Genomic DNA, 21,873 nt, shown 5'->3' on the forward strand with positions numbered 1-21,873 from the left:
CTAGTCTGCATCGAACCCCTACCCTCCGACATCATCCGCTCGGCTGATATCGCTGAGAGCGCAATCACGGGCCCGACTCGGGAAGACACCGGGGCAGCCTCGGGGTCGCGGCCCGAACCGGTCAGCAGTCGGGCCGCGGCGCCATGCGGTAGGCGGTGAGCGAGGCGAACGCGAGCCACGCGAAACCGGCGATCACCGCCAGCCAGAGCAGTCCGACACCGGCGGGCACCGTGGCGAGCGCCGCGCCGCCGAGGAACCCGAGCACGATGACCGCCGCGGCGACGAACGAGATCGTCGCTGCTGCGCCGCGCCCCTCGCTGCGGAACCACGTGCCGATGACGACCGCCGCGGCCGCGAGGCTGAGGAATCCGGTCGCGCCGGCCGCGAGGTGGAGCAGTCCGCTCGGCGACGCGGTCGTGGCATCCGCGCCCCCCGGTGGGAACCCGCCCGCAGGGTCGGGCGGGAAGACCGCTGCAGCGAACAGGCTGACGCCGTACAGGCCGAGGAGCACGGCCGCCCACGTGCCGCGACGTCCGGGCAGCAGCCGGGCGAACCCGACGGCCGCGGCGAGCACCATGAGGCCGGTGAGTACGAGGTTGGCCGCCTGGATCCAACCGAGCGGGCCGAGCAGCAGCAGGCTGAGCGCGTGTCGCGACAGGTCGAAGCCCGGCACGAGCAGCGCCTGCGCGAGCCCGACGACGAGGTAGAACGGACCTGCCACGATGCCCCAGCCCAGCAGCGACTTCGTGACGGCGCGGCCCCGGTCGAAGGTGGGGGCCGATGAGGGGGCGGGAGTTGTCGCTGACATCGTGCGCACCTTCCTGATCAGTGTGGTGTCGAGGTGTGTATTGCCCTCATGGGTGTAGTATTGCACCGAGCGATGCAAAAGTAAACGCGCGAGTGCAGAAGAGGATCGATGAGCACGCAGCCGATGGCCGACCGGACCGACTACGAAGACCCGCGGATCACCCGTTCACGCGCGCTGATCATGGATGCGGCCGCCCGGGTGTTCCTCGAGCGCGGATATCCCGGCACCAGCGTCGACGACATCGCCGCCGAGGCGGGCGTCTCGAAGCGCACCGTGTACAACGTCTTCGACGACAAGGAGCAGCTCTTCCGTGCGATCATCGGCCGCGCCATCGAGACGGCCGAGCGATTCTCGTTCGACTTCGCGTCGACGACGGCCGACGCCGACGACCTCGAGGCGGCGCTCGTCGCGCTCGCTCGCGAGCTCGCGGCATCCGTGCTGGGCGGCCGCGTGGTCCCCCTGCGGCGCCTGCTCATCGGCGAGGCGTCCCGCTTCCCCGGGTTCGCCGCCGACTACTACGAGCGCGCACCGGGCCGCGTGATGGCCGCGATCGCCGACGCGCTGCGAAGGCTCGGCGAACGGGGGCTGCTGCGCATCGACGACGCGCAGGTCGCCGCCGAGCACTTCGCGTTCCTCGCGATCGGCCCGTCGCTCGACCGCGCCCTCTTCGACGTCGCCGGCGACACGGATGCCGCGACGGCGACGCACGCGGTCGAGCGCGCCGAGCGCGGCGCCGCCGTGTTCCTCCGGGCCTACGCGGCTTGAGCGGCGGGGCTCAGGCGTCGGCCCGGCCGGTGACGATCGCGCGGAGGGTCTCGACGGGCAGCTTCGGCACCCGGCGCTCATCGACGAGGCCGTTCGCCTCCTGCCGGGTGTCCGTGAGCTGCGTGTAGCAGAACCCGGCGAGCACCGGAGAGGCGTGCAGGGCCGAGACGAGCTCGGTGAGGTGCTCCTCGAACTCGGTGGCCGACCCCGAGACGGAGTAGCCCCAGGTCTCGATGTCGGAGTCGGGCGCGAACGTGATGCCGCCGAACTCGGTGACCATGACGGGCTTGCCGGCGGTGCCCGCGGGGAGGGCGACCAAGCGGCGTCCGGCCGGGCCGACGCCCTCGCGCATCGCCTCGATGGATGCGGCATCCGCGTAATTGGTGCGCAGTGCCGAGCCGGTCGTCGCGTAGTCGTGGATGGTGAGCAGGTCCGACTGCGCGTGCTCCCAGCCGTCGTTCGAGACGGCGAGCCGGGTCGGGTCGAGCGCCTTCGTGAGGTGGAAGAGCGCCTGCACGTAGTGCAGCTGGGCGGCGTCGTGCGACACGTGCTGCACGCCCCAGCTCTCGTTCACGGGCACCCAGGTCACGATCGACGGATGCGCCGCGTCACGCGCGATCACGTCCATCCACTCCCGAACGGTGCGCTCGATCGCACGCGGCGAGAACTCGAAGGCGCTGCCGATCTCGCCCCACACGAGGAGGCCGAGGCGGTCGGTCCAGAAGAGGAGGCGGGGATCCTCGACCTTCTCGTGCAGGCGCACCGCGTTGAAGCCCAGGTCCTTGATGAGCTGCACCTCGGCCCGCAGGGCGTCGGCGCTCGGTGCGGCCAGGTGCGTCTCGGGCCAGTAGCCCTGTTCGAGCACCGAGCGGAGGAAGTAGGGGCGGTCGTTCAGCAGGAAGCGGCCGCCGTGCTCGTCGACGCTGCGGAGCCCGAGGTAGGACGCCACGTCGTCGACGACCGTGCCTGCCTCGTCGACGAGCCGGAGCCGCGCGTCGAGGAGCGTCGGGTGCTCGGGCGACCAGAGCAGCTGCTCGTAGCCCTGCCCGTTCGCCTGCCTGGGTAGCGCGACCACGACACGGTGCTCGGGTTCCGTCAGGCGGGTGCGCAGGGTGCCGAGCTCTTCGCCCTCGTGCTCGATCTCCACCTCGAGCCACAGCGGCCTCGTCGGCCGGGCTGCGAGGCGGAGCTGCAGCGCCACGTCGGCACCCGGAATGTCGGGGATCCAGTTCACCCGCGTCACGCGGTCGGATGCCACGGCCTCCAGCCACACCGGCTGCCAGATGCCCGTCGTGCGGTGGTACCAGATCACGTGCGGCTCCTCGAGCCAGTCCTGCTTGCCGCGCGGCTGCGAGACGTCGTGGGGGTCGTCCTCGACCCGCACGACGAGCGCGACGGTGCCGCCGAGCAGATCCTCGGGCAGCTCGAAGGAGAAGGGCGTCTGGCCGCCCTCGTGGGAGCCGAGCAGGCGTCCGTTCGCCCAGACCGAGGCGCGGAAGTCGACCGCGCCGAAGTGCAGCACGATGCGAGGTGCGTCGTCGCCGAGGCCGGCGGTGCGAAGCTGCTCGGGCTCGATGACGCGCCGGTACCAGGCCACGCGATGGAAGCCGGTGTCGCCGATCCCCGACGCGGGCGACTCGGGCGGGAACGGCACGACGATGCGCTGGGCGAACGGCGTCTCGCCGAGGTGCCAGCCGTCGTCGAGGCCCGTGTCGTCGTCGTCGAACGCGAATTCCCAATCGCCGCCGAGGTCGCACCAGGAGCGGCGCATCAGCTGGGGCCGCGGGTAGCTGCCGTCCTGCTTGGAGGCCCGCATCATCGAGGAATCACGCATGCATGGAATCATGGCGCATTTGTACAGCGCTGTAAAGTCGCAGGGACGGTGGTCGAAGCTGCCGGTCGGCTGAGCCGTCAGGCGTCAGGCGTCGGCCGTCAGGCGTCGGGGGCGCTGGCGCGCACCGAGATGCCGTGCGGCACCACGACATGGCGTCCGGCACCGTGATGCCCGTGCATCCGCTCGTGCAGGAGCTCGAACGCCCGCGTCGCGAGCGCCCGCTTGTCAGGCGCGACCGAGGTGAGGGTGGGCGTGGTGTAGCCGGTGATGGCGCTGTCGTCCCAGCCGATCACCGCCACGTCGCCTGGGACCGACAGCCCTCGGCGCCGCAGCGCGGTGAGCGCTCCGGCCGCGAACCGGTCGTCCCGCGACAGGATGGCGTCGAAGGCGAGGCCGCGGTCGAGCGCCAGCTCGACGGCCGCCTCGGCGTCGTGCGAGTCGAAGCCGCGAGCGTGCAGCACGAGCTCGGGATCGAGCCGCACGCCGGCCCCCACCAGCGCCTCCTGGTAGCCGAGCAGTCGCCGCCGGTTCGTCATCGTGATGTCGCCGTCGACGAGGCCGAGGAACGCCACCCGCCGCCGACCGAGGCCCAGCAGGTGGGCCACCCCGTCGTGGGCGGCGGCGACGTTGTCGATCATGACGTGGTCGGTGGTGACGGGCGCGTCCACCTCGCCGAGGAGCACGAGCGGAAGGTCGTCGTGCAGCCGGGCCAGGTCGAGCGTGGCCATGCGCGTCGGCTGGAAGATCACGCCATCGACCAGACCCGCCTCGCGGTCCTGCAGCACGGCCTTCTCGGCGGTCGCGTCGCTCAGGGTCTGCTCGATGATCACCCGGTACCCGCGCTCGAGCGCGATCTCGGCCAGATGGCTCGCCATCTCGCCGAAGTACGGATGGTCGATCTCGGGCATGGCGAGCGCGATCATGCCGGTGCGGCCGGTGGCCAGTCGACGGGCGGTGAGGTTCGGCCGATAGCCCAGCTCGTCGATGGCGGCCTGCACGCGTGCCCTCATGTCGGGCTGCACATGGGCGTATCCGTTGACGACGTTCGACACCGTCTTCATCGACACCTGCGCGCGCTCCGCGACGTCGATGAGCCTCACCCGAGCCATCGCCCCTCCTCACGTCGAGTCGAGTCTAGGTGCGCTCCCGAAATCCGAACGAAGTCGGACGCCGAGAATCAACCCACTCGACAGATCACTTTACAGCGCTGTACATTGTCGGAGGCCGTCAGTTTCGACGGCAGGTCCGCGCGAAGGCGCGACACCGTTTTCAACGAGGAGGACGACCGGTGGGCAAGAGGCTGAGGTTCACGAGGTTCATGCAGGGGGCGGCGATCGCCGCCGTCGGCGCGCTGGCGCTGGCCGGCTGCAGCGGACAGGGCGGCGCGCAGAGCGCCGGCGGCGAGTTCACGGGCGAGTACGACGGCCCCGAGGTCACCCTGCAGTACTGGAACGGGTTCACCGGCGGTGATGGCCCGTTCATGGAGCAGATGGTCGACCAGTTCATGGCCGAGCACGACAACATCAAGATCGAGTCCACGACGCAGGAGTGGAGCGACTTCTACCAGAAGCTGCCCGCGGCCGTGACGGCGGGCAAAGGCCCCGACGTCGGCGTGATGCACCTCGACCAGCTGGCGACGATGGCGGCCCGCAACGTCATCGTGCCCGTCGACGACCTCGCAAAGGAGCTCGACCTGAGCGCCGACGACTTCAGCAAGGAGGTCTGGGACGCCGGCGTGTACAACGACGCCCGCTACGGCATCCCGCTCGACGTGCACTCGCTAGCCATGTACTACAACACCGAGCACTTCGCGGCCGCCGGCATCACCGAGCCCCCGACCGACGAGGCGTCCTTCCAGGAAGCGCTCGACAAGCTCAAGGCCGCCGGCTACGAGACCCCGTTCTGGATGCCGGCCCTGTGGCCCGCGCACCTCATGGAGTTGTCGCTGATCTGGCAGGCCGGCGGCGAGCCGTACTCCGAGGACGGCAGCGAGGCGACCTTCGACTCCGAGGAGGGCGTCGACGGCCTCACCTGGATGCGGTCGATGGTCGACGAGGGCTACAGCCCGGCGGATGTCGCGGCCGACGCCCAGTACGTCGCCTTCAAGAACGGCGAGACGTCCATCACCTGGGACGGCATCTGGCAGATCAACGACCTGAAGGAGTCCGGGATCCCGTTCGCGGCCGCGCCCGTGCCGGCGATCGGCGGCGACCCGGCCGTGTGGGCGAACTCGCACAACTTCTTCCTGCCCCGCCAGGCCAAGCCCGACGACAACAAGGCCAACGCGGCCAAGGTGTTCATCGCGTGGATGAGCGAGAACTCGGGTGAGTGGGCGGGCGCCGGCATGATCCCCGCGCGTGAGTCCGTGCGCTCGTCGGTCATCGGCGGCACGGTGCAGGAGCCGATCGCCGAGCAGATCGACAACATGCGCTTCCTCCCCGCGGTGCCCGGCCTCGGCCCGGTGCAGGCGGAGACCCTCGAGGTGGCGGTCGCCGACGGCGTGCTCGGCAAGGCGAGCCCCGAGGAGGCGCTGCAGCGCGAGGCGGATCGCGCCACCAAGCTCATGCAGGAGAACCTCGAGAAGTTCGGCGGCTGAGCATGAGCACCCAGACGCGCGTGGGCGCCTTCGCAACGGAGGCGCCCACCGCGGCATCCGATGGGGCGGCCGCCCGGCGCGCCGGGGTGTCGCCCACCCGTCAGAAGCCCTTCACGCCGTGGCTGTTCCTGCTGCCCTACCTGCTGCTGTTCACGGTCTTCGTGATCGTGCCGTCGGTGTTCGGCATCTGGATCAGCCTGCACGAGTGGGACTACACGCTGCCGAACAAGCCGTTCGTCGGCGGTGAGAACTACGTCGAGCTCTTCGATCCGAACTCGGTCAACTCCGGCTCGTTCTGGACCTCGATGCGCGCGACCGCGATCTTCACGGTCTTCAGCGTGCCGCTGCTGCTCGTGCTGCCGCTCTTCGTCGCACTGCTGATGAACAAGTCGTTCCCGGGGCGCAACTTCTTCCGCGCCGTCTACTTCGCGCCCTACGTGCTCGGCGTCGCGGTGGTCGGCCTGATGTGGCGCTACCTGCTCGACAACAACATCGGCCTCGTCAACTACTACCTGGGCCTGTTCGGCCTGCCCGACGACACCGCTTGGACGACGTCGGTCCCGGCCGCGTGGGTCGCGCTGGTCGGCGTCACGGTGTGGTGGACCCTCGGGTTCAACTCGGTGATCTACCTCGCCGCGCTGCAGGACATCCCCGCCGAGCTGTACGAGGCGGCATCCGTCGACGGGGCGAACTCGTGGCAGAAGTTCCGCAACGTCACGCTCCCGGGTCTCCGGCCGATCCTCACGTTCGTGACGATCAACACGCTGATCGCCTCGGCGAACATGTTCGGCCAGTCGTACATCATCACGCAGGGCGCCCCGGGGCGGGAGACCCGCACGGCCATCTACCAGATCGCCGAGACGGGCCTTCGGAACTTCCAGATGGGCGATGCGGCCGCCATGAGCTACGTGCTCACGTTCTTCCTCATGGTGATCAGCGTCATCGTGTTCTGGCTGTTCCGCGAGAAGAAGGAGAAGCCGATGCCCCAGGAGCCGTCGGCCGCGCGCGAAGGAGCACTGCGATGACCGCCATCGAGCGCGTGGCCACGCCGGCCGCCGTGACCGCCGTCGAACGGCAGGGCGAGGCGCGCACGGGACGCACCCCGGTGTGGGCCATCGTGCTGCGCTACGTGCTGCTCGGCGTGCTCGCGCTGCTCTACATCAGCCCGATCATCTTCATGCTGGTGACCTCGTTCAAGACCAGGGCGGATGCCGCGGGCATCCCGCCGACGTGGATCCCGAACCCGTTCACGACCCAGGCGTACGAGACGATCCTCACGGCCAGCGGCACCCCGGTGCTCATCTGGTTCTCGAACAGCCTCATCGCGGCGGTGCTGCACTCGGCGCTGGTCGTCGTGACCGCCTCGCTCGCCGCCTACCCGCTGGCGCGAATGAGGTTCCGCGGGCGCGGCCTGGTGTTCGGCATCGTGATCGCCACCCTGCTGATCCCGCCGGTGATCCTCATCATCCCGAACTACCTCATCGTCGGGAACCTGGGCTGGCTGAACTCGCTCGTCGCGATCATCATCCCGACCGCGGCATCCGCCTTCGGCGTGTTCTTCATGCGCCAGTTCTTCCTGAGCCTGCCGGCCGAGCTCGAGGAGGCGGCGCTCATCGACGGCGCGAACCGCTGGAGCATCTTCCTGCGGATCATCCTGCCGCTCTCGAAGCCCGCCATGGCGACGCTCGCCCTGCTGGCGTTCCTCACCAACTGGAACGACTTCCTCTGGCCGGTGTACGTGCTGTTCAGCGCCGACGTCCAGACCCTGCCGGCGGGCCTCGGAACGCTGCAGTCGGCGAACGCCGTGCGGTACGACCTGCTCATGGCGGGCGCCGTCATCGCGAGCGTGCCGGTGCTGCTGCTGTTCGTGTTCCTGCAGCGGTTCATCATCGAGGGTGTCTCGCGTCAGGGGCTCAAGGGGTGACCCTGCGGCTCCGACGGGTCGCGGCGGCCAGCCTCGCGCTGGCCGCCGCGGCGACACTGGTCTCGTGTTCCGCGGGTGCGGGCGAGGGTGCGACGGAGGCCGCGCCCGACGCGGCATCCGAATCGCCGTTCGCGCCCGTGATCGACGAGGACTTCCCCGATCCCGACGTGCTCGCGACCGACGACGGCTACGTCCTCTACGCGACGAACGACTCGCGCCGGAACGTGCAGGTCGCGCGCTCGGCCGACCTCGTCGAGTGGGAGGTGCTCGACGACGACGCCCTGCCCGAACTGCCCGACTGGGTCATCCCGGGCAAGACGTGGGCGCCCGAGGTGACCGAGGTCGCGCCGGGGCAGTTCGTGATGTACACGACGACGACGAACTTCTCGCCGTCCCGACAGTGCATCGCGGTCGCGACGGCGGAGTCGGCGACCGGCCCGTTCGTCGTCCAGGGCGACGGCATGCTCGTCTGCCCCGACGAGGAGGGTGGCGCCATCGACGCGTCGACCTTCCGCGACGACGACGGCAGCCTGCACCTCGTGTGGAAGAACGACGGCAACTGCTGCGGGCTCGACACCTGGCTGCAGACCGCGCCGCTCAGCGCTGACGGGCTGAGCCTCACCGGTCCTCCGGTGCGCCTGCTGAAGCAGGACCTCGCGTGGGAGGGCGACCTCGTCGAGGCGCCGACCCTCGTGAAGCGCGACGGCGTCTACCACCTCTTCTACTCGGCCAACTCCTACGGCGACGAGACCTACGCCGTCGGCCACGCGACCGCGCCGGCGCTCACCGGACCGTGGACCAAGGACCCCGAGCCGTTCTTCTCCACGGATTCGACCGACGGCGCGCTCATCGGCCCCGGCGGGCAGGACATCGTGACGGATGCCGCGGGCGACGACGTGTTCGTGTTCCACGCCTGGGACCCCGACTTCCTCGCCCGCAAGGTCTACACGCTGCCGCTGGTCTGGGACGAGGGAACGCCCCGCGTTGTCGTGCCCTGACCCCCGATCGCCTGCTCGCACGTGTGCTCGCACGGCGTGTGATCCGGGGGCCAGAATGGCAACCGGAGGTCGACGATGATCACGCATGAGGTCTCGAACCAGGTGCCGGCCCGCGAGGGCATCGACGAGTATGCGACGAACGCGCCGCTCGTCGAGGCGGTGGCGCGCTGGGGCAGGAGGGGCGCCGAGGGCGGTGCGGTCGCGGCATCCGCGCTGCACGAGGTCGGCCGGCACGTCGGCACGGCCGCCTTCCAGCACGACGCGGAGCGGGCGAACACGCACCCGCCGGTGCTGCACACGCACGACCGGTGGGGCCGGCGCATCGACGAGGTCGAGTACGACGACGCGTACCACCGCATCATGGCCGCGGCGGTGGGTGCCGGTGCGCACACGTGGGCCTGGGCCGATCCGGGCCCGGGGGCGAACGTGGACCGCGCCGCGGCGTTCCTCCTCTTCGCGCAGGTCGAGCCCGGGCACGCCTGCCCGGTGTCGATGACCCACGCCGCCGTGCCAACGCTCGAGCTCGCGGCATCCGGACTTCGCGATCACTGGATGCCGCGGCTGCTGAGCCGCGAGTACCGACCCGACCTCGACGGCCCGGCCAAGCCCTCGGCGCTCGTCGGCATGGCGATGACCGAGAAGCAGGGCGGGTCCGACGTGCGCGCGAACACGACGCGCGCGGATCCGACGGGCGTCGACGACGCGTGGGGTCGCGAGTTCCGGCTCACCGGCCACAAGTGGTTCTGCAGCGCGCCCATGAGCGACGCGTTCCTCGTGCTCGCGCAGGCGCCGGGCGGCCTCAGCTGCTTCCTGGTGCCGCGGGTGCTGCCCGACGGGTCGCGCAACGTGTTCCGCATCCAGCGCCTGAAGGACAAGCTCGGCAACCGCTCGAACGCCTCCAGCGAGATCGAGCTCGACGGCACGACCGGGTGGCTCGTCGGCGAGGAGGGCCGCGGGATCGCCACGATCGTGCAGATGGTCACGCGCACCCGGCTCGACTGCGTGATCGGCACGGCGGCGGGCATGCGGCAGTCGGTCGCCGAGGCGGCCTGGCACGTGCGCCATCGCGCGGCGTTCGGCTCGCTGCTCGTCGACCAGCCCGCCATGGCGGCGGTCGTCGCCGACCTCGCGGTCGAGTCCGAGGCCGCGACGGTCACGGCGATGCGGCTGGCCCGCGCCTACGACGACGACGCCGACGCGGGAGAGCAGGCGTTCCGCCGCCTCGCGACGGCGGTGTCGAAGTACTGGATCTGCAAGCGCGGCCCCGGGCATGCCGCCGAGGCGCTCGAGTGCCTCGGCGGCAACGGGTACACCGAGGCGTTCCCGCTCGCCCGCCGCTACCGGGAGCAGCCGCTGCTCGCCATCTGGGAGGGATCGGGCAACGTCATCGCGCTCGACGTGCTGCGGGTGCTCGCGCGCGAGCCCGAGGCGTTCGACGCGTTCTTCGCGGTGGTCGCCGAGGCGACCGGCGCGCACGCGGCGCTCGACCTCGAGATCGCCGAGGCGCAGGCGGTGGTGCTCGAGGTGTCGGCGGATGCCGCGGGCGCGGCCGCCCGGGCCAGGGAGCTCACCGAGCGCCTCGCCCTGGTGCTGCAGGCGTCGCTGCTCGTGCAGCACGCGCCCGCGGCCGTGTCCGACGCCTTCGTGCGCACCCGCATCGAGGGCGATGGCGGACTCCTCTACGGCGCGCTTCCGCCGGGCGTCGACATCGCGCCGATCCTCGCGCGCGCCTGAGCGCCCGCGCTCGGCATCTCATCCCGCGCCTGTGGCGCTTCGCGCGCGAGCCTTCCTTCGCCGATGTCGGTGCCGGAGTGCCGGAGTGCCGGAGTGCCGGAGATGCGGAGCGGAGCGAGCGGTGCCGTCTCTGGACACAGCGCGGGGCGCGGCGCACGTACGCTCCCCTCGGATCTCGGTACCGAAGTACCGAAGTACCGAAGTACCGGAACTTCGCGAAGGGAATGATGCTTGGGGGGCGTGGGTGCGGGTGCGACTGCGGCGTGCGGGGTGCCGTGCGCAGGAGCTCAGCTCAGCCGACGCGGCGCACCAGGGCCTCGACCGCCGGCCGCTGGCCCTTGACGAGCCGCTCGCGAGCCTCGTCGGGGGTGAACCAGCCCGCGGAGTCGAGCTCGGGGAACGACTGGCGGCGGCCCGAGCGCGGCGGCCACTCGATCTCGAACAGGTTGCTTCGCACGTCGGTGGCATCGAAGTCCGACTCGCCGATGAAGACCGTCACGAGCTTGCCCGAGGCGTACCGGAACCCGCCGAGCTCCTCGTACGCCACCTCGGGCGCGGGCCGCCCGACCTCCTCGGCGAACTCGCGGAGCGCCGCGGCGAGCGGCTCCTCGTCGGTGTAGGTGCCCTTCGGGATGGACCACGCTGAAGCGTCCTTGCCCCGCCAGAACGGACCGCCCATGTGCCCGATGAACAACTCGAGCCGCGGCTGTCGTCGGTAGAGCAGGATGCCCGCACTGGTCTCGGCCATGACGACACGCTACCCGGCGGGCGCGACGTGGCGGTCAGGCGTCGCCGACGAGCACGCCCTCGGGATCCAGCACCCTGACGCGCGGACGGCCGTCGGGGCCGACGCCCGCGACATCCGACAGGCCGCGGAACAGCGAGGCCGCCGCACTTCCGACACGGGTGACGTTCGAGAAATCGAGCACGAGGCATCCGCCATCGCCGACGAGCGGAGCGAGCCTGGTGAGCACCTCCTCGGCACCGGCGAAGAACACCTCGCCACGCAGCCGCGCGATGGTGTCGCCGCCGCCGCGCCCGCTCTCGTCGACCCGGTCGTCGCGCTCGAGCTGGGCGATCGGGGAATGCGGCGCGCCGCGATGCTGCAGCATGTGCAGCCCGTACCGCTCCGACAGCGTGCGCAGCATGACGATGCCGCGCACGCTGTTGCCGCGCGCGTCGAGCCGCGGACTGAACGTGCCGATGCCGAACTCCTCGGGCTGCATCGCGACGATGCCGCCGCCGACGCCGCTCTTCGCGGGCAGTCCCACGTGCACGAGCCAGTCCCCGGAGGCGTCGTACATGCCGCAGCTCGTCATGACCGAGGTGGTCCAGCGGGCGACGTCCTCGCCGATGACGCGCTCGCCGCTGATCGGGTTGCGGCCGCCGTTCGCCAGTGTCGCCGCCATGATGGCGAGGTCGCGCGCGTTCACCGACACGGAGCACTGGCGGAAGTACGCGCCCGTCGCCACCTCGGCCGTCGAGCCAAGGGTGCCGGCCGACTGGGTGAGGTAGGCGAGCGCGCGGTTGCGGTCGCCGGTGGCGTGCTCGGACTCGAACACCGATTCGTCGAGGTCGAGCTCGCGGGCCGCGAAGGCGTTGAGGCCGGCGTGGATGACCGCGAACTTCTCCTCGGCCGTGTCGCCCGCGATGAGCGAACTCATCACGATCGCGCCAGCGTTGATGAGCGGGTTCAGCGGCCGTCCGGTTGCGGGTTCGAGGCTGATGGCGTTGAACGGCTCGCCGCTCGGCTCGACGCCCACATGGCGGATCACCTCGGCGAGTCCCGACTGCTCGAGGGCGAGCGCGAACACGAACGGCTTCGACACCGACTGGATGGTGAAGGTCGTCTCGCTGTCGCCCGACTCGTGCACGCTGCCGCGGACGCTCGCGAGCGCGGCGCCCAACGCCTCGGGGTCGGCCCTGGTGAGCTCGGGGATGTACGACGCGAGCGCGCCGTCGGTGTGCGGTCGGGCGACGTCGAGCACCGAGTCCAATGCGGCGCGGACGGGATCCCGGAGGTCCGGGATGGTGGGCTCGTACGGTTCGGCGTCGGCCATGGCGCCAGCCTAGGCCTCAGCTGGGTCGCGAGGTCCAGATGAACGGCGGATGCTGCGGCGGCGCGTCGCCTGCCGCGGCGAGCCGCGCGAGCCGAACCGCGCCGTCGAGCGGGGTGCCACCCGACGCCACGAGCTCGGCATGCGGGGCCAGCCGCGCGAACTCGCCCTCGAACGCCGCGGTGAAGCCGCCGCCGGCGCCGAACACGCCACCTGTGCCCGCGGCGAGCGCCGGCACACCTGTGTCGAGCGCCGCCGCCAGGGTCGCTGCGACCTCGGCACCCGCGCGCGTCATGATGTCGGATGCCACGCGGTCACCGGATGCCGCGAGCCCGGCCACGTCGGACGCGAACCCGGCGAGCAGCCCGGCACGGTCGGGGCGGGTCAGGAGCTGCGCGGGCCAGCTCGGTGCGGCACCGAATCGCTCGACGGCCGCCGAGAGCAGCGCCGCGGCATCCGTCGTCACGCCGTCGTGCGTGCGGATGGCGGCCTTGAGCGCCTCGATGCCGATCCATGCGCCCGAGCCGCGGTCGTCGTAGAGGTGTCCCCAGCCGCCGACGCGCTTCCAGTGCTCGGCGAGGTCGGTGCCGATCGCGATCGCGCCGGTGCCGACGGCGACGACCGCGCCGCCGCGTCCGCGGAGTGCGCCGAGGTGCGCGGTGACGGCGTCGATCGTGAGCGCGACGGGGGCGCCGGCAGTCGCGTCCGAGATCCGCGCGGCGGCGGCGTCCGGCGATCCGACGAGTGAGGCGAGGCCGGTGGCGCCGACCCCGACGCCGGCGATCGCGGCATCCGGCCACCGATGCCGCACGTCGCCGATCAGCGCGACGACGACGTCGGACACGCTCGAACCGCCCTCGCCGACGGCGACTCGGCCGCCCTCGAGTCGGCGCGCCGAAGTTTCGCCGGACGCCGCGACGGTCGCCCCCGACGGTGCGAGGACCGCCCGGGAGCCGGTGCCGCCCACATCGATGCCGAGCACCCACGTGCCGCCGGGCCGTTCGTCACTCTCCCAGCCGGCCGATGCGACACTCTTCACGGCCCGAGCCTAGGGGAGCAGCGAGGAGTCGGAATCGAAGATCGCGACATGATCACGATTTCGGAAACTTCTTGCAAACAATGCATGACTCACGAATACTACTTCCAGAGTCACATTCCCCGGCGCGGGTCAGCGCCACAGAGATTTCAATGAGGAGGCATCTATGAAGAAGCGCTTGCTGCCCGTCGCCGTGCTCGTCACGGCCGCGTTCGGGCTCACCGCCTGTGCGGGCGGATCGACCGGCGGCGACGACAAGGGAGACGTCAGCGCCAAGGGGGAGACCCTCGACGTCTGGATCATGGAGGGCACCAACCCCGACTCCGACGCGTTCTTCGACGAGGTCGGCGACGCCTTCACCAAGGAGACCGGCGCGAAGCTCAACGTGGAGTTCGTGCAGTGGGCCGACGCCCACGACCGCTTCGTCACCTCCATCGCCGGCGGCACCACCCCCGACGTCGCCGAGACCGGCACCACGTGGACGGCCGAGTTCGCCGACGCCGGCGCGCTCGCGCCCATCGGCGACTACGTCGATGAAGAGGACCTCGGCGGCGACCTCGTCGAGGGCCTCGTGACCTCGGGCACCTACGACGACGAGCTCTACGGCATGCCCTGGTACGCCGGCGTGCGCTCGCTCGTCTACCGCTCCGACATCTTCGAGGAGCTCGGCCTCGAGGCCCCGACGAGCTGGGACGAGATCGTCTCCGCCGGTGAGGCGATCAAGGCCGCGCACCCCGAGATGATGGCGTTCGCCGTTCCGGGTGACGCCGAGTTCGGCGTGTACCCCTGGGTCTGGGGTGCGGGCGGCGAGGTCGCGACGAAGGACGGCGACGAGTGGGTCTCGGGCCTCGACAGCTCCGAGTCGCAGGAGGGCATCCAGTTCTACACCGACCTGGCGCTGAAGCACGGCTTCTCGTCGGCCGGCGCCACCACGTGGAAGGAGACCGACGTCCTCGACAACTTCGCGCAGGGCAACGTCGCCATGGCCCTCATGGGTTCCTGGACCCCGGCCGCGATCGTGGAGAAGAACGCCGAGCTCGAGGGCAAGTTCGCCGCCACCCCCATCCCCGGCAAGGACGGCGGCATCGCCCCGTCGGTGCTCGGAGGCTCCCACCTGTCGATGTTCAACACGGCCGACAACCCCGACCTGGCGTGGGAGTTCATCAAGCTCATGACCACGGGCGACTTCGCCGCGCAGTGGGGCGAGCAGTCGGGTTACTTCCCCGGCCAGCAGTCGCTGCTCACCGAGACGATGAGCTCCGACGACCCGCTCGTGGCGCCGTTCGCGACGCAGCTCGTCGACGGCGGCGGCACCGTGCCGGTGACGCCGAAGTTCGGCGCCGTGCAGGCGAAGAAGACGACGAACACCGCCATCCAGGCGATCCTCTCCGGGCAGAAGACGGTCGAGCAGGCCACCTCCGACGCCGCAGCGGAGATGAACGAGATCATGAACGGCAACTGAGTCCGTGACCTCGACGATCCAGGTTCCGACGCCCGCGCGGGGGGCTGAATCCCCCCGCGCGGGCGGCGGCCCCGTGCAGCGCAGGAGCCCGCTGACGCGCCTGCGGCCGTGGCTGCTGCTCGGTCCGGCACTGGCCGTGCTCGCCGTGCTGCTGCTGTGGCCGCTCGTGCGCGTGTTCCTCTTCTCGCTGCAGGACTACGGCCTGCGCGAGATCGTGTCGGGCGAGCCGAACTGGATCGGCCTCGCCAACTACGGCGAGATCTTCACCGACCCCACGCTGTGGACGGTCGTGCTTCCCAACACCGTCGGGTTCGCGGTGCTCGCCGTGGCGTGCACCGTCGCCCTCGGCACTGGCGTGGCCGTGCTCATGGCCTCCCTCGGCCCGCTCTGGCGCACCGTCGTGGGAAGCGCCATCATGATCGCCTGGGCGATGCCCGCGGTCACCGGCACGTACGTCTGGATCTGGATCTTCGACGCCGACCGCGGCATCTTCAACGAGACCCTCCAGGCGCTGGGGCTCCAGGACGAGCCGGTCAACTGGTTCACCAACCGCTACACCTTCTACGCCATCGTGCTGCTCAATGTCGTGCACCACGGCTTCCCGTTCGTGGCGATCACCATCCTCGCCGGGCTCCTCGGGGTGCCGAAGGAGATGCTCGAGGCCGCCGAGATGGACGGCGCGGGCGCCTGGCGCCGGTTCTGGCGCATCATCGTGCCGAACCTCAAGCAGGTCTTCGCCGTCGTGATCATCCTCTCGACGATCTGGGACTTCAAGGTCTTCGCGCAGGTCTACCTCATGCCCGGCGGCTCGGGCTCGAACCGCGAGGCGCTGAACCTCGGCGTCTGGTCGTACGTGGAGTCGTTCGGCCAGAACCGCTACGGGTTCGGCTCGGCCATCGCCGTGCTCCTGACCCTGGTGCTCCTCGGCATCACCGTCGTCTACGTGCGCACCATGCTGAAGGAGGACGAGCTGTGAGCACCATGACGCCCGCCCCGGTGACCACGCCCGCGGCATCCGGAGCCACCGGTGACACCTCGCGGGGCACGATCCCGCGCACGCGCCGCACCGCACGCAAGACCCGTTCGGCCGCGATCAAGGCCGTGCTGGTCGTGCTGCTGCTCGGCTTCACGCTCTTCCCGGCGTTCTGGATGCTCTCGAGCGCCTTCGACAAGTCGGCCGGCGCCGGCGGCCAGACGCTGCTGCCCCGCGAGTGGACGCTCGCCAACTTCGAGTACGTGCTCACCGAGGGCGGCTTCGACGTCTTCCTCCGCAACTCGGCGATCGTCGCCCTCGTCACGGTGCTCGCCAGCGCCGTGCTCGCCCTCCTCGCCTCGGTGGCCGTGGCCCGGTTCCGCTTCCGGTTCCGCACCGGCATGCTGCTCATGATCCTCGTCGTGCAGATGGTGCCGCTCGAGGCGCTCGTCATCCCGCTGTTCGTGCAGGTGCGCGACCTGCAGCTGCTCAACACGCTGCTCGGCCTGATGGTCGTGTACGTCGCGCTCTCGCTGCCGTTCGGCATCTGGATGCTGCGCGGCTTCGTCGCGGCCGTGCCCATCGAGCTCGAGGAAGCCGCCTACATCGACGGCGCGAGCTGGGGCCGGATGTTCCGGTCGGTGCTGCTCCCGCTCGTGATGCCCGGCCTCGTGGCCACGAGCGTGTTCTCGTTCATCACCGCCTGGAACGAGTTCATCTTCGCGATGACCCTCCTCGGCGGCGCGACCGAGAACTACACGGTCGCGATCGGCCTGAAGCAGTTCTTCGGCGAGCACTCCAACGAGTGGGGCTACATCATGGCCGCGTCGACGATCATCACCATCCCCGTCATGATCTTCTTCGTCATCGTGCAGCGCCGCCTCTCGAGCGGCCTCGTGGCAGGAGCGGTCAAGGGATGACCGCGGCTCAGGATCCGGCGCTCCGGGCGCTCGTCGGCGGGGTGCTCTGGCCGGGCTTCCTCGGCCGCGCCGTGCCCTCGTGGCTTCGGGCCGAGCTCGCCGACGGCGGACTCGCGGGAGTCGTGCTCTTCTCGCACAACCTCGGCGACGAGGCTGAGCGGGTCGCGCTCGCAGCGGAGCTCCGCGGCATCCGCCCGGGCCTCGTCGTCGGCATCGACGAGGAGGGCGGCAACGTCACCCGGCTCGAGGCGGCCACGGGTTCCTCACTGCCCGGTGCCGCGCAGCTCGGCTTCGTAGACGACACGGATGCCACGACCGCCGTCGGCGTCGCACTGGCCGAGCGCTCGCTCGCGGTCGGCGCGAACGTCGTGCTCGCTCCCGTCGCCGACGTGAACACCGACCCGCGCAACCCCGTCATCGGCGTGCGCGCCTTCGGCGACGAGCCCGAGGTCGTCTCGCGGCACGTCGCGGCGGCCGTGCGCGGCATCCAGTCCGCGGGCGCCGCGGCGTGCGTGAAGCACTTCCCCGGCCATGGCGACACGCACGTCGACTCCCACCATGCCCTGCCCACGCTCGCCATCGGGCCCGCGGAGATCGAGCGGATGCACCTGCTGCCGTTCCGCGCCGCGATCGACGTCGGCGTCGCCGCCGTGATGACCGGGCATCTCGTGGTGCCCGAGTGGGGCGATGCCCCGGCGACGCTGAACCCGGCGATCCTGGGGCGCCTGCGCGCCATGGGCTTCGACGGCGTCATCATCACCGACGCGCTCGACATGGCGGCCGTGCGCGCCACCGTCGGGGCAGGGCCGGGCGCCGTGCTGGCCCTCCTCGCCGGGGCCGACCTGCTGTGCATCGGCAATCCGCGCAACCCGGGCGTCGATGCCGCGCCCGACCAGGACGAACGCGACTTCCGCGAGGTGCAGCACGCCATCCTCGCGGCGCTCGACGACGGCAGCCTGCCCGTCGCCGTGCTCGAGACCGCCGCAGCACGCGTACGCGCGCTCGGCGACTCGCTCGCCGGTGGGGGATTCACCGGTGAGCAGGGCGGCCCTGGTGTCGGGGCCGCAGCGGAAGGGGGGCGGATGTCGTGGGACACGGCATCCGTCGCCCGCGCCGCGCTCTCCGTCGACGGGGAGGTTCCCGCCTCGACCGGCCCCCGCACCGTGCTCGACGTGCGTGGACGGTCGACGATCGCCGTGGACGGCGACGCCGACTACGTCGCCGACGTGCTCGCCGGGGGAGGTCGCGTCATCCGCGTCGCGACGGCCGGCGGCTCGAGCGCATCGGGCGGCGACCTGCGCCGACAGGTCGCGGTGGCCGCCGAGACCACGGGCGCCCGGGAGCCCTTCGTGCTCCTGGTCGACGCGATCGGGGCGCACAGCCCGCAGCGAGACGTGATCGAGCAGCTCGCCGCCGTGCGTCCGGCGGCGATCGTCGTGAATGTGGGCATGCCCGGCGGTCCACTGCCGCTCGCGGCCGTGCACACGCGCGCGGCGAGCCGCCTCGCCGCCGAGGCCGTCGGCGAGTTCCTCGCCGAGGGCACGCGGCACGAGGTGACGGCATGATCGTGCTCTCGCTGCAGTCGGGCACGTCGGCCGACGGCATCGACGTCGCGGTCGTCGAGGTGGCCGCCCACGATGCGGGTGAACGGCCGTCCGTGGGCATGCGGCTGCTGCACGCCGCGACCGTCGCGTGGTCGGCCGAGGGCCGCGACCGCATCCTCGCGGCCTCGGCGGGCGAGTCGCTCACCGCCGGCGCGTTCTGCGAGCTCGACACCCTCCTGGGCCAGGCCTTCGCGGATGCCGCGGCGACCGGGATGGAGGCGACGGGGGCCGTGCCCAACCTCGTCGTCTCGCACGGCCAGACGATCTTCCACTGGGTCGAGCACGGGCACGCCCGCGGCACCCTGCAGCTCGGGGAGCCCTCGTGGATCGCCGAGCGCGTGGGCGCGCCCGTGCTCTCGCACCTGCGCGCGGCCGACATCGCCGCGGGCGGGGAGGGCGCCCCGCTCATGGCCGTCTTCGACGCGGCCTGGCTCGGCGCCGAAGCCGCCCAGACCGGCCGCGCGATCGCCACGGCGAACCTCGGCGGCATCGCGAACGTGCAGCTGGTGCGACCGCACGGCGACGTGCTCGCCTTCGACAGCGGCCCGGGCAACGGGCTCATCGACGCCGTGGTCGCGCGCGCGACCGAGGGCGCCCTCGGCTACGACGCCGACGGTCGCCTCGCGGCCGCCGGACGGGTCGACCCTGCGCTGCTCGCCGCGCTGCTGCGGCATCCCTACTTCTCGGCGACGACGCCGAAGACCACCGGGCGCGAGACGTTCGACCTCGGCGTCGTCGACCGGGCGGTCGCGGTATCCGGAACCGAGGCGCTCCCGCTCGAGGATCTCGCTGCGACGCTCACCGAGCTGACCGCGCGCACCGTGGTCGACGCCGTCGCACCGGGCGGCGATGCGAGCCTCGACGTGGCCGATGACGGGCCCGCACTGCTCCTCTGCTCGGGCGGAGGCGCGCTGAACCCCGCGCTCATGGCCCGCATCACCGCGCTCGCCGCCGACCGCGGCCTCGCCGTCGAGACGAGCGACCGGCGAGGCATCGACCCGTCGTTCAAGGAATCGCTGATGTTCGCGTTCCTCGGCTTCCTGAGCTGGCACGGGGTGCCCGCGCGCCTCTCGGGCGACGCGCGGGGCGAGCCCAGGATCGCCGGCCGCCTGACGCCCGGCCCCGCCGGTCTGCACCTTCCGCCGCCGCTCACCGGCGTCGCATCCGTCAGCATCAGCAGCACCGAATCCGGGGGAACACCGTCATGAACCACACCGCCCAGCACGATGCCGTGCGGTCGGCGCAGTCCGAGCCCGCGACGCGGCCGGCGGCCGAAGATGCCGAGGCGACGCAGGCCAGGGCGACCGAGCAGCATGCCGCACTGCGCCAGCTGCTCGGCGAGCTCGACACCGAGGGCGTCAACGACGCGCACGGCGAGTTCGACCTGCTCGCGACCGAGGCGCAACTCGCCGCGATGCAGGAGGAGAGCGCCCAGGCGGTCGCCGCGGTGACGGATGCCGCGCCGCAGGTCGCCGCGGCCATCGACGCGATCGTTCCGCGCCTCCGCGCGGGTGGCCGCCTGGTGTACCTCGGCGCCGGCACCGCCGGACGCATGGGCGTGCTCGACGCGAGCGAGATCCCGCCCACCTTCGGCACCGACCCGGCCCTCGTCGTCGGCGTCATCGCGGGTGGCGAGGTGGCCCTGCGGTCCGCCGTCGAGGACGCCGAGGACGACGCCGCGCGCGGAGCGGCCGACCTGGACGCCATCGGACTCACGGCCGCCGACGCCGTCGTCGGCATCTCCGCCTCGGGGCGCACGCCCTACGTCGTCGGGGCCCTCGAACACGCACGACGACTCGGGGCACTCACCGTCGGGCTCTCGTGCAACGCCGGATCGACGATCGGCCACGTCGCCGACCTCGCGATCGAGACCGTCGTCGGCCCCGAGATCGTCGCCGGCTCGACCCGTCTCAAGGGCGGCACCGCCCAGAAGCTCGTGCTCAACGCCATCTCCACCATCGCGATGGTTCGGCTCGGCAAGGTCCACGGCAACCTCATGGTCGACGTGCAGGCCACCAACGCGAAGCTCCGCGCACGTGCGGAACGCATCGTGATGCTGGCGACGGGCACGGATGCCGCTGCGGCATCCGCTGCCCTCGAATCGGTGGGCGGTTCGGTGAAGGCCGCTATCCTCGTGACCATTACTGGGGTGACTCCCGATGACGCGATCGCGCGCCTCTCGTCGCACGATGGGGTGTTGCGAGATGCTCTGAATGAGGTTCGCGCGACATCCATGCCCGCGACCCGAGCAGAGGAGAACGATGGCTCGTGACGTGCTCTCCAACGTGCGCCAGGCGCTGCCGCGCCTGAGCTCGTCCGAGGCGCGCGTCGCGGAGGCGATCATCGCCGATCCCGGGATCGTCGTCGATCTGACCATCACCGACCTCGCGCAGCTCTGCGGCACTTCCCTGTCGACCGTCGCGCGGTTCTGCCAGACCCTCGGCTACAGCGGCTACCGCGAGTTCCGCATGGAGGTCGCGAGCGCGATCAGCCGCGAGGCCGCGGAGCGCGACCGGTTCGGCCTGGCCGATTCCGACATCAGCCCAGACGACGCCGCGGCCGACGTGGTCGCGAAGATCGCGTTCCACGAGGTGCTCGCGATCGAGCAGACCGTGCAGGGCCTCGACGTCGAGGTGCTCGACCGGGTGGTCGACGCGATCGCCGGTGCCAGGCACGTCGACCTCTACGGGTTCGGCGCGAGCGGGCTGACCGCCCAGGACCTGCAGCAGAAGCTCGCCCGCATCGGCATCTCGGCGTCGTGCTCGGTCGACGTGCACCTCGCCCTCGTGACGGCGGCGCTGCGGAAACCCGGTGACGTCGCGATCGGCATCTCCCACTCGGGGCTCACGAGCGAGACCATCCACGCGCTCACCGTCGCGCGGGACGCCGGCGCGATGACCGTCGCCCTCACGAACTCGCCCGACTCACCGATCACCGAGGTGGCCGACGCGGTGCTCACCACGCAGGCACGCGAATCGCCCTACCGCATGGGCGCGATGTCGAGCCGCATCGCACAGCTCGCCGTCGTGGACTTCGTGTTCGTGCGGGTCGCCCAGCGCCGGCACGAGGACGTCGCCGACCCCCTGCGCCGCACTTTCGAGGTGACTGCCAGCCACAAGGTGGCGGCGCGCAAGCGGCGCGACTGATCCGCGCCCTCTCGGA

The 21,873-nt window shown here is 71.3% G+C and carries 19 protein-coding genes; 13 read left to right on the top strand and 6 right to left on the bottom strand.

Annotated elements, in window-relative coordinates:
• Positions 1–121 precede the first annotated feature (121 nt).
• On the bottom strand, positions 122–808 hold the full coding sequence (locus J2X63_RS10810; protein ID WP_309976927.1) for a DUF998 domain-containing protein: 687 nt from the start codon (positions 806–808) through the stop codon (positions 122–124).
• A gap of 108 nt (positions 809–916) precedes the next feature.
• On the opposite strand from J2X63_RS10810, the gene J2X63_RS10815 reads away from it, so the two are divergent.
• The gene (locus J2X63_RS10815) at positions 917–1,573 is read left to right on the top strand and encodes a TetR/AcrR family transcriptional regulator (RefSeq protein WP_309976929.1); all 657 of its coding nucleotides are present in this window, start codon (positions 917–919) and stop codon (positions 1,571–1,573) included.
• Positions 1,574–1,583: 10 nt separating this feature from the next.
• On the opposite strand, the gene J2X63_RS10820 is transcribed toward J2X63_RS10815, so the two are convergent.
• A complete protein-coding gene (locus J2X63_RS10820; RefSeq protein WP_309976930.1) occupies positions 1,584–3,407 on the bottom strand; it encodes a glycoside hydrolase family 2 TIM barrel-domain containing protein in 1,824 nt (607 codons plus the stop codon).
• Positions 3,408–3,505: 98 nt separating this feature from the next.
• On the bottom strand, positions 3,506–4,516 hold the full coding sequence (locus J2X63_RS10825; RefSeq protein ID WP_309976932.1) for a LacI family DNA-binding transcriptional regulator: 1,011 nt from the start codon (positions 4,514–4,516) through the stop codon (positions 3,506–3,508).
• A 179-nt stretch (positions 4,517–4,695) separates the two neighbouring features.
• On the opposite strand from J2X63_RS10825, the gene J2X63_RS10830 reads away from it, so the two are divergent.
• From J2X63_RS10830 to J2X63_RS10850, 5 genes are all read left to right on the top strand, one after another.
• On the top strand, positions 4,696–6,003 hold the full coding sequence (locus J2X63_RS10830; protein ID WP_309976933.1) for an ABC transporter substrate-binding protein: 1,308 nt from the start codon (positions 4,696–4,698) through the stop codon (positions 6,001–6,003).
• 2 nt (positions 6,004–6,005) lie between these two features.
• Complete coding sequence (locus J2X63_RS10835) at positions 6,006–7,028, top strand: sugar ABC transporter permease (RefSeq protein ID WP_309976935.1); 1,023 nt, start codon at positions 6,006–6,008, stop codon at positions 7,026–7,028.
• Positions 7,025–7,927 (top strand): carbohydrate ABC transporter permease, encoded by a 903-nt coding sequence (locus J2X63_RS10840; protein WP_309976937.1) that lies wholly within the window; start codon positions 7,025–7,027, stop codon positions 7,925–7,927. The genes J2X63_RS10835 and J2X63_RS10840 overlap by 4 nt, the downstream gene beginning before the upstream one ends.
• On the top strand, positions 7,924–8,925 hold the full coding sequence (locus tag J2X63_RS10845) for a glycoside hydrolase family 43 protein (RefSeq protein WP_309976938.1): 1,002 nt from the start codon (positions 7,924–7,926) through the stop codon (positions 8,923–8,925). Before J2X63_RS10840 ends, J2X63_RS10845 begins: the two co-directional genes overlap by 4 nt.
• Before the next feature lie 75 nt (positions 8,926–9,000).
• On the top strand, positions 9,001–10,659 hold the full coding sequence (locus J2X63_RS10850) for an acyl-CoA dehydrogenase family protein (RefSeq protein WP_309976940.1): 1,659 nt from the start codon (positions 9,001–9,003) through the stop codon (positions 10,657–10,659).
• Between the two features lie 292 nt (positions 10,660–10,951).
• On the opposite strand, the gene J2X63_RS10855 is transcribed toward J2X63_RS10850, so the two are convergent.
• Genes J2X63_RS10855 through J2X63_RS10865 form a run of 3 tightly spaced genes read right to left on the bottom strand, consistent with a single transcriptional unit; the run spans position 10,952 to position 13,755 of the window.
• Positions 10,952–11,407 (bottom strand): NUDIX domain-containing protein, encoded by a 456-nt coding sequence (locus J2X63_RS10855; RefSeq protein ID WP_309976942.1) that lies wholly within the window; start codon positions 11,405–11,407, stop codon positions 10,952–10,954.
• Positions 11,408–11,441: 34 nt separating this feature from the next.
• A complete protein-coding gene (glsA, locus tag J2X63_RS10860) occupies positions 11,442–12,719 on the bottom strand; it encodes a glutaminase A (RefSeq protein WP_309976944.1) in 1,278 nt (425 codons plus the stop codon).
• Positions 12,720–12,735: 16 nt separating this feature from the next.
• Positions 12,736–13,755: a BadF/BadG/BcrA/BcrD ATPase family protein gene (locus J2X63_RS10865; RefSeq protein WP_309976946.1), complete on the bottom strand. Its 1,020-nt coding sequence runs from the start codon at positions 13,753–13,755 to the stop codon at positions 12,736–12,738.
• A gap of 163 nt (positions 13,756–13,918) precedes the next feature.
• Between J2X63_RS10865 and J2X63_RS10870 the strand changes: the two genes are divergently transcribed.
• The 7 genes from J2X63_RS10870 (at position 13,919) to J2X63_RS10900 (ending at position 21,857) form a co-directional block, all read left to right on the top strand.
• A complete protein-coding gene (locus tag J2X63_RS10870) occupies positions 13,919–15,214 on the top strand; it encodes a sugar ABC transporter substrate-binding protein (RefSeq protein WP_309976947.1) in 1,296 nt (431 codons plus the stop codon).
• Positions 15,215–15,287: 73 nt separating this feature from the next.
• The gene (locus tag J2X63_RS10875) at positions 15,288–16,190 is read left to right on the top strand and encodes a carbohydrate ABC transporter permease (RefSeq protein WP_235934459.1); all 903 of its coding nucleotides are present in this window, start codon (positions 15,288–15,290) and stop codon (positions 16,188–16,190) included.
• Positions 16,191–16,195: 5 nt separating this feature from the next.
• Entirely contained in the window at positions 16,196–17,107 is a 912-nt protein-coding gene (locus J2X63_RS10880; protein WP_396133152.1) for a carbohydrate ABC transporter permease, read from the top strand.
• Entirely contained in the window at positions 17,104–18,672 is a 1,569-nt protein-coding gene (locus tag J2X63_RS10885) for a glycoside hydrolase family 3 N-terminal domain-containing protein (protein WP_309976953.1), read from the top strand. The genes J2X63_RS10880 and J2X63_RS10885 overlap by 4 nt, the downstream gene beginning before the upstream one ends.
• Positions 18,669–19,919, top strand: coding sequence for an anhydro-N-acetylmuramic acid kinase (locus J2X63_RS10890; protein ID WP_309976955.1), 1,251 nt, complete (start codon positions 18,669–18,671; stop codon positions 19,917–19,919). Before J2X63_RS10885 ends, J2X63_RS10890 begins: the two co-directional genes overlap by 4 nt.
• Positions 19,916–20,983 (top strand): N-acetylmuramic acid 6-phosphate etherase, encoded by a 1,068-nt coding sequence (gene murQ, locus J2X63_RS10895; protein ID WP_309976956.1) that lies wholly within the window; start codon positions 19,916–19,918, stop codon positions 20,981–20,983. Before J2X63_RS10890 ends, murQ begins: the two co-directional genes overlap by 4 nt.
• Complete coding sequence (locus J2X63_RS10900) at positions 20,973–21,857, top strand: MurR/RpiR family transcriptional regulator (RefSeq protein WP_309976958.1); 885 nt, start codon at positions 20,973–20,975, stop codon at positions 21,855–21,857. Before murQ ends, J2X63_RS10900 begins: the two co-directional genes overlap by 11 nt.
• The last annotated feature ends 16 nt before the right edge of the window (positions 21,858–21,873 follow it).

Origin of the sequence: Agromyces sp. 3263, assembly GCF_031456545.1 — a bacterium.
Taxonomy (GTDB): Bacteria; Actinomycetota; Actinomycetes; order Actinomycetales; family Microbacteriaceae; genus Agromyces.

What these genes read in the sequence shown, in the direction of transcription:
- J2X63_RS10850 (WP_309976940.1), top strand. Translation starts at nt 9,001, where the DNA reads ATGATCACGCATGAGGTCTCGAACCAGGTGCCGGCCCGCGAGGGCATC.
- murQ (WP_309976956.1), top strand. Translation starts at nt 19,916, where the DNA reads ATGAACCACACCGCCCAGCACGATGCCGTGCGGTCGGCGCAGTCCGAG.
- J2X63_RS10835 (WP_309976935.1), top strand. Translation starts at nt 6,006, where the DNA reads ATGAGCACCCAGACGCGCGTGGGCGCCTTCGCAACGGAGGCGCCCACC.
- J2X63_RS10820 (WP_309976930.1), bottom strand. Translation starts at nt 3,407, where the DNA reads ATGCGTGATTCCTCGATGATGCGGGCCTCCAAGCAGGACGGCAGCTAC.
- J2X63_RS10890 (WP_309976955.1), top strand. Translation starts at nt 18,669, where the DNA reads ATGATCGTGCTCTCGCTGCAGTCGGGCACGTCGGCCGACGGCATCGAC.
- J2X63_RS10870 (WP_309976947.1), top strand. Translation starts at nt 13,919, where the DNA reads ATGAAGAAGCGCTTGCTGCCCGTCGCCGTGCTCGTCACGGCCGCGTTC.
- J2X63_RS10855 (WP_309976942.1), bottom strand. Translation starts at nt 11,407, where the DNA reads ATGGCCGAGACCAGTGCGGGCATCCTGCTCTACCGACGACAGCCGCGG.
- J2X63_RS10880 (WP_396133152.1), top strand. Translation starts at nt 16,196, where the DNA reads ATGACGCCCGCCCCGGTGACCACGCCCGCGGCATCCGGAGCCACCGGT.
- J2X63_RS10900 (WP_309976958.1), top strand. Translation starts at nt 20,973, where the DNA reads ATGGCTCGTGACGTGCTCTCCAACGTGCGCCAGGCGCTGCCGCGCCTG.
- glsA (WP_309976944.1), bottom strand. Translation starts at nt 12,719, where the DNA reads ATGGCCGACGCCGAACCGTACGAGCCCACCATCCCGGACCTCCGGGAT.
- J2X63_RS10810 (WP_309976927.1), bottom strand. Translation starts at nt 808, where the DNA reads ATGTCAGCGACAACTCCCGCCCCCTCATCGGCCCCCACCTTCGACCGG.
- J2X63_RS10885 (WP_309976953.1), top strand. Translation starts at nt 17,104, where the DNA reads ATGACCGCGGCTCAGGATCCGGCGCTCCGGGCGCTCGTCGGCGGGGTG.
- J2X63_RS10840 (WP_309976937.1), top strand. Translation starts at nt 7,025, where the DNA reads ATGACCGCCATCGAGCGCGTGGCCACGCCGGCCGCCGTGACCGCCGTC.
- J2X63_RS10815 (WP_309976929.1), top strand. Translation starts at nt 917, where the DNA reads ATGAGCACGCAGCCGATGGCCGACCGGACCGACTACGAAGACCCGCGG.
- J2X63_RS10825 (WP_309976932.1), bottom strand. Translation starts at nt 4,516, where the DNA reads ATGGCTCGGGTGAGGCTCATCGACGTCGCGGAGCGCGCGCAGGTGTCG.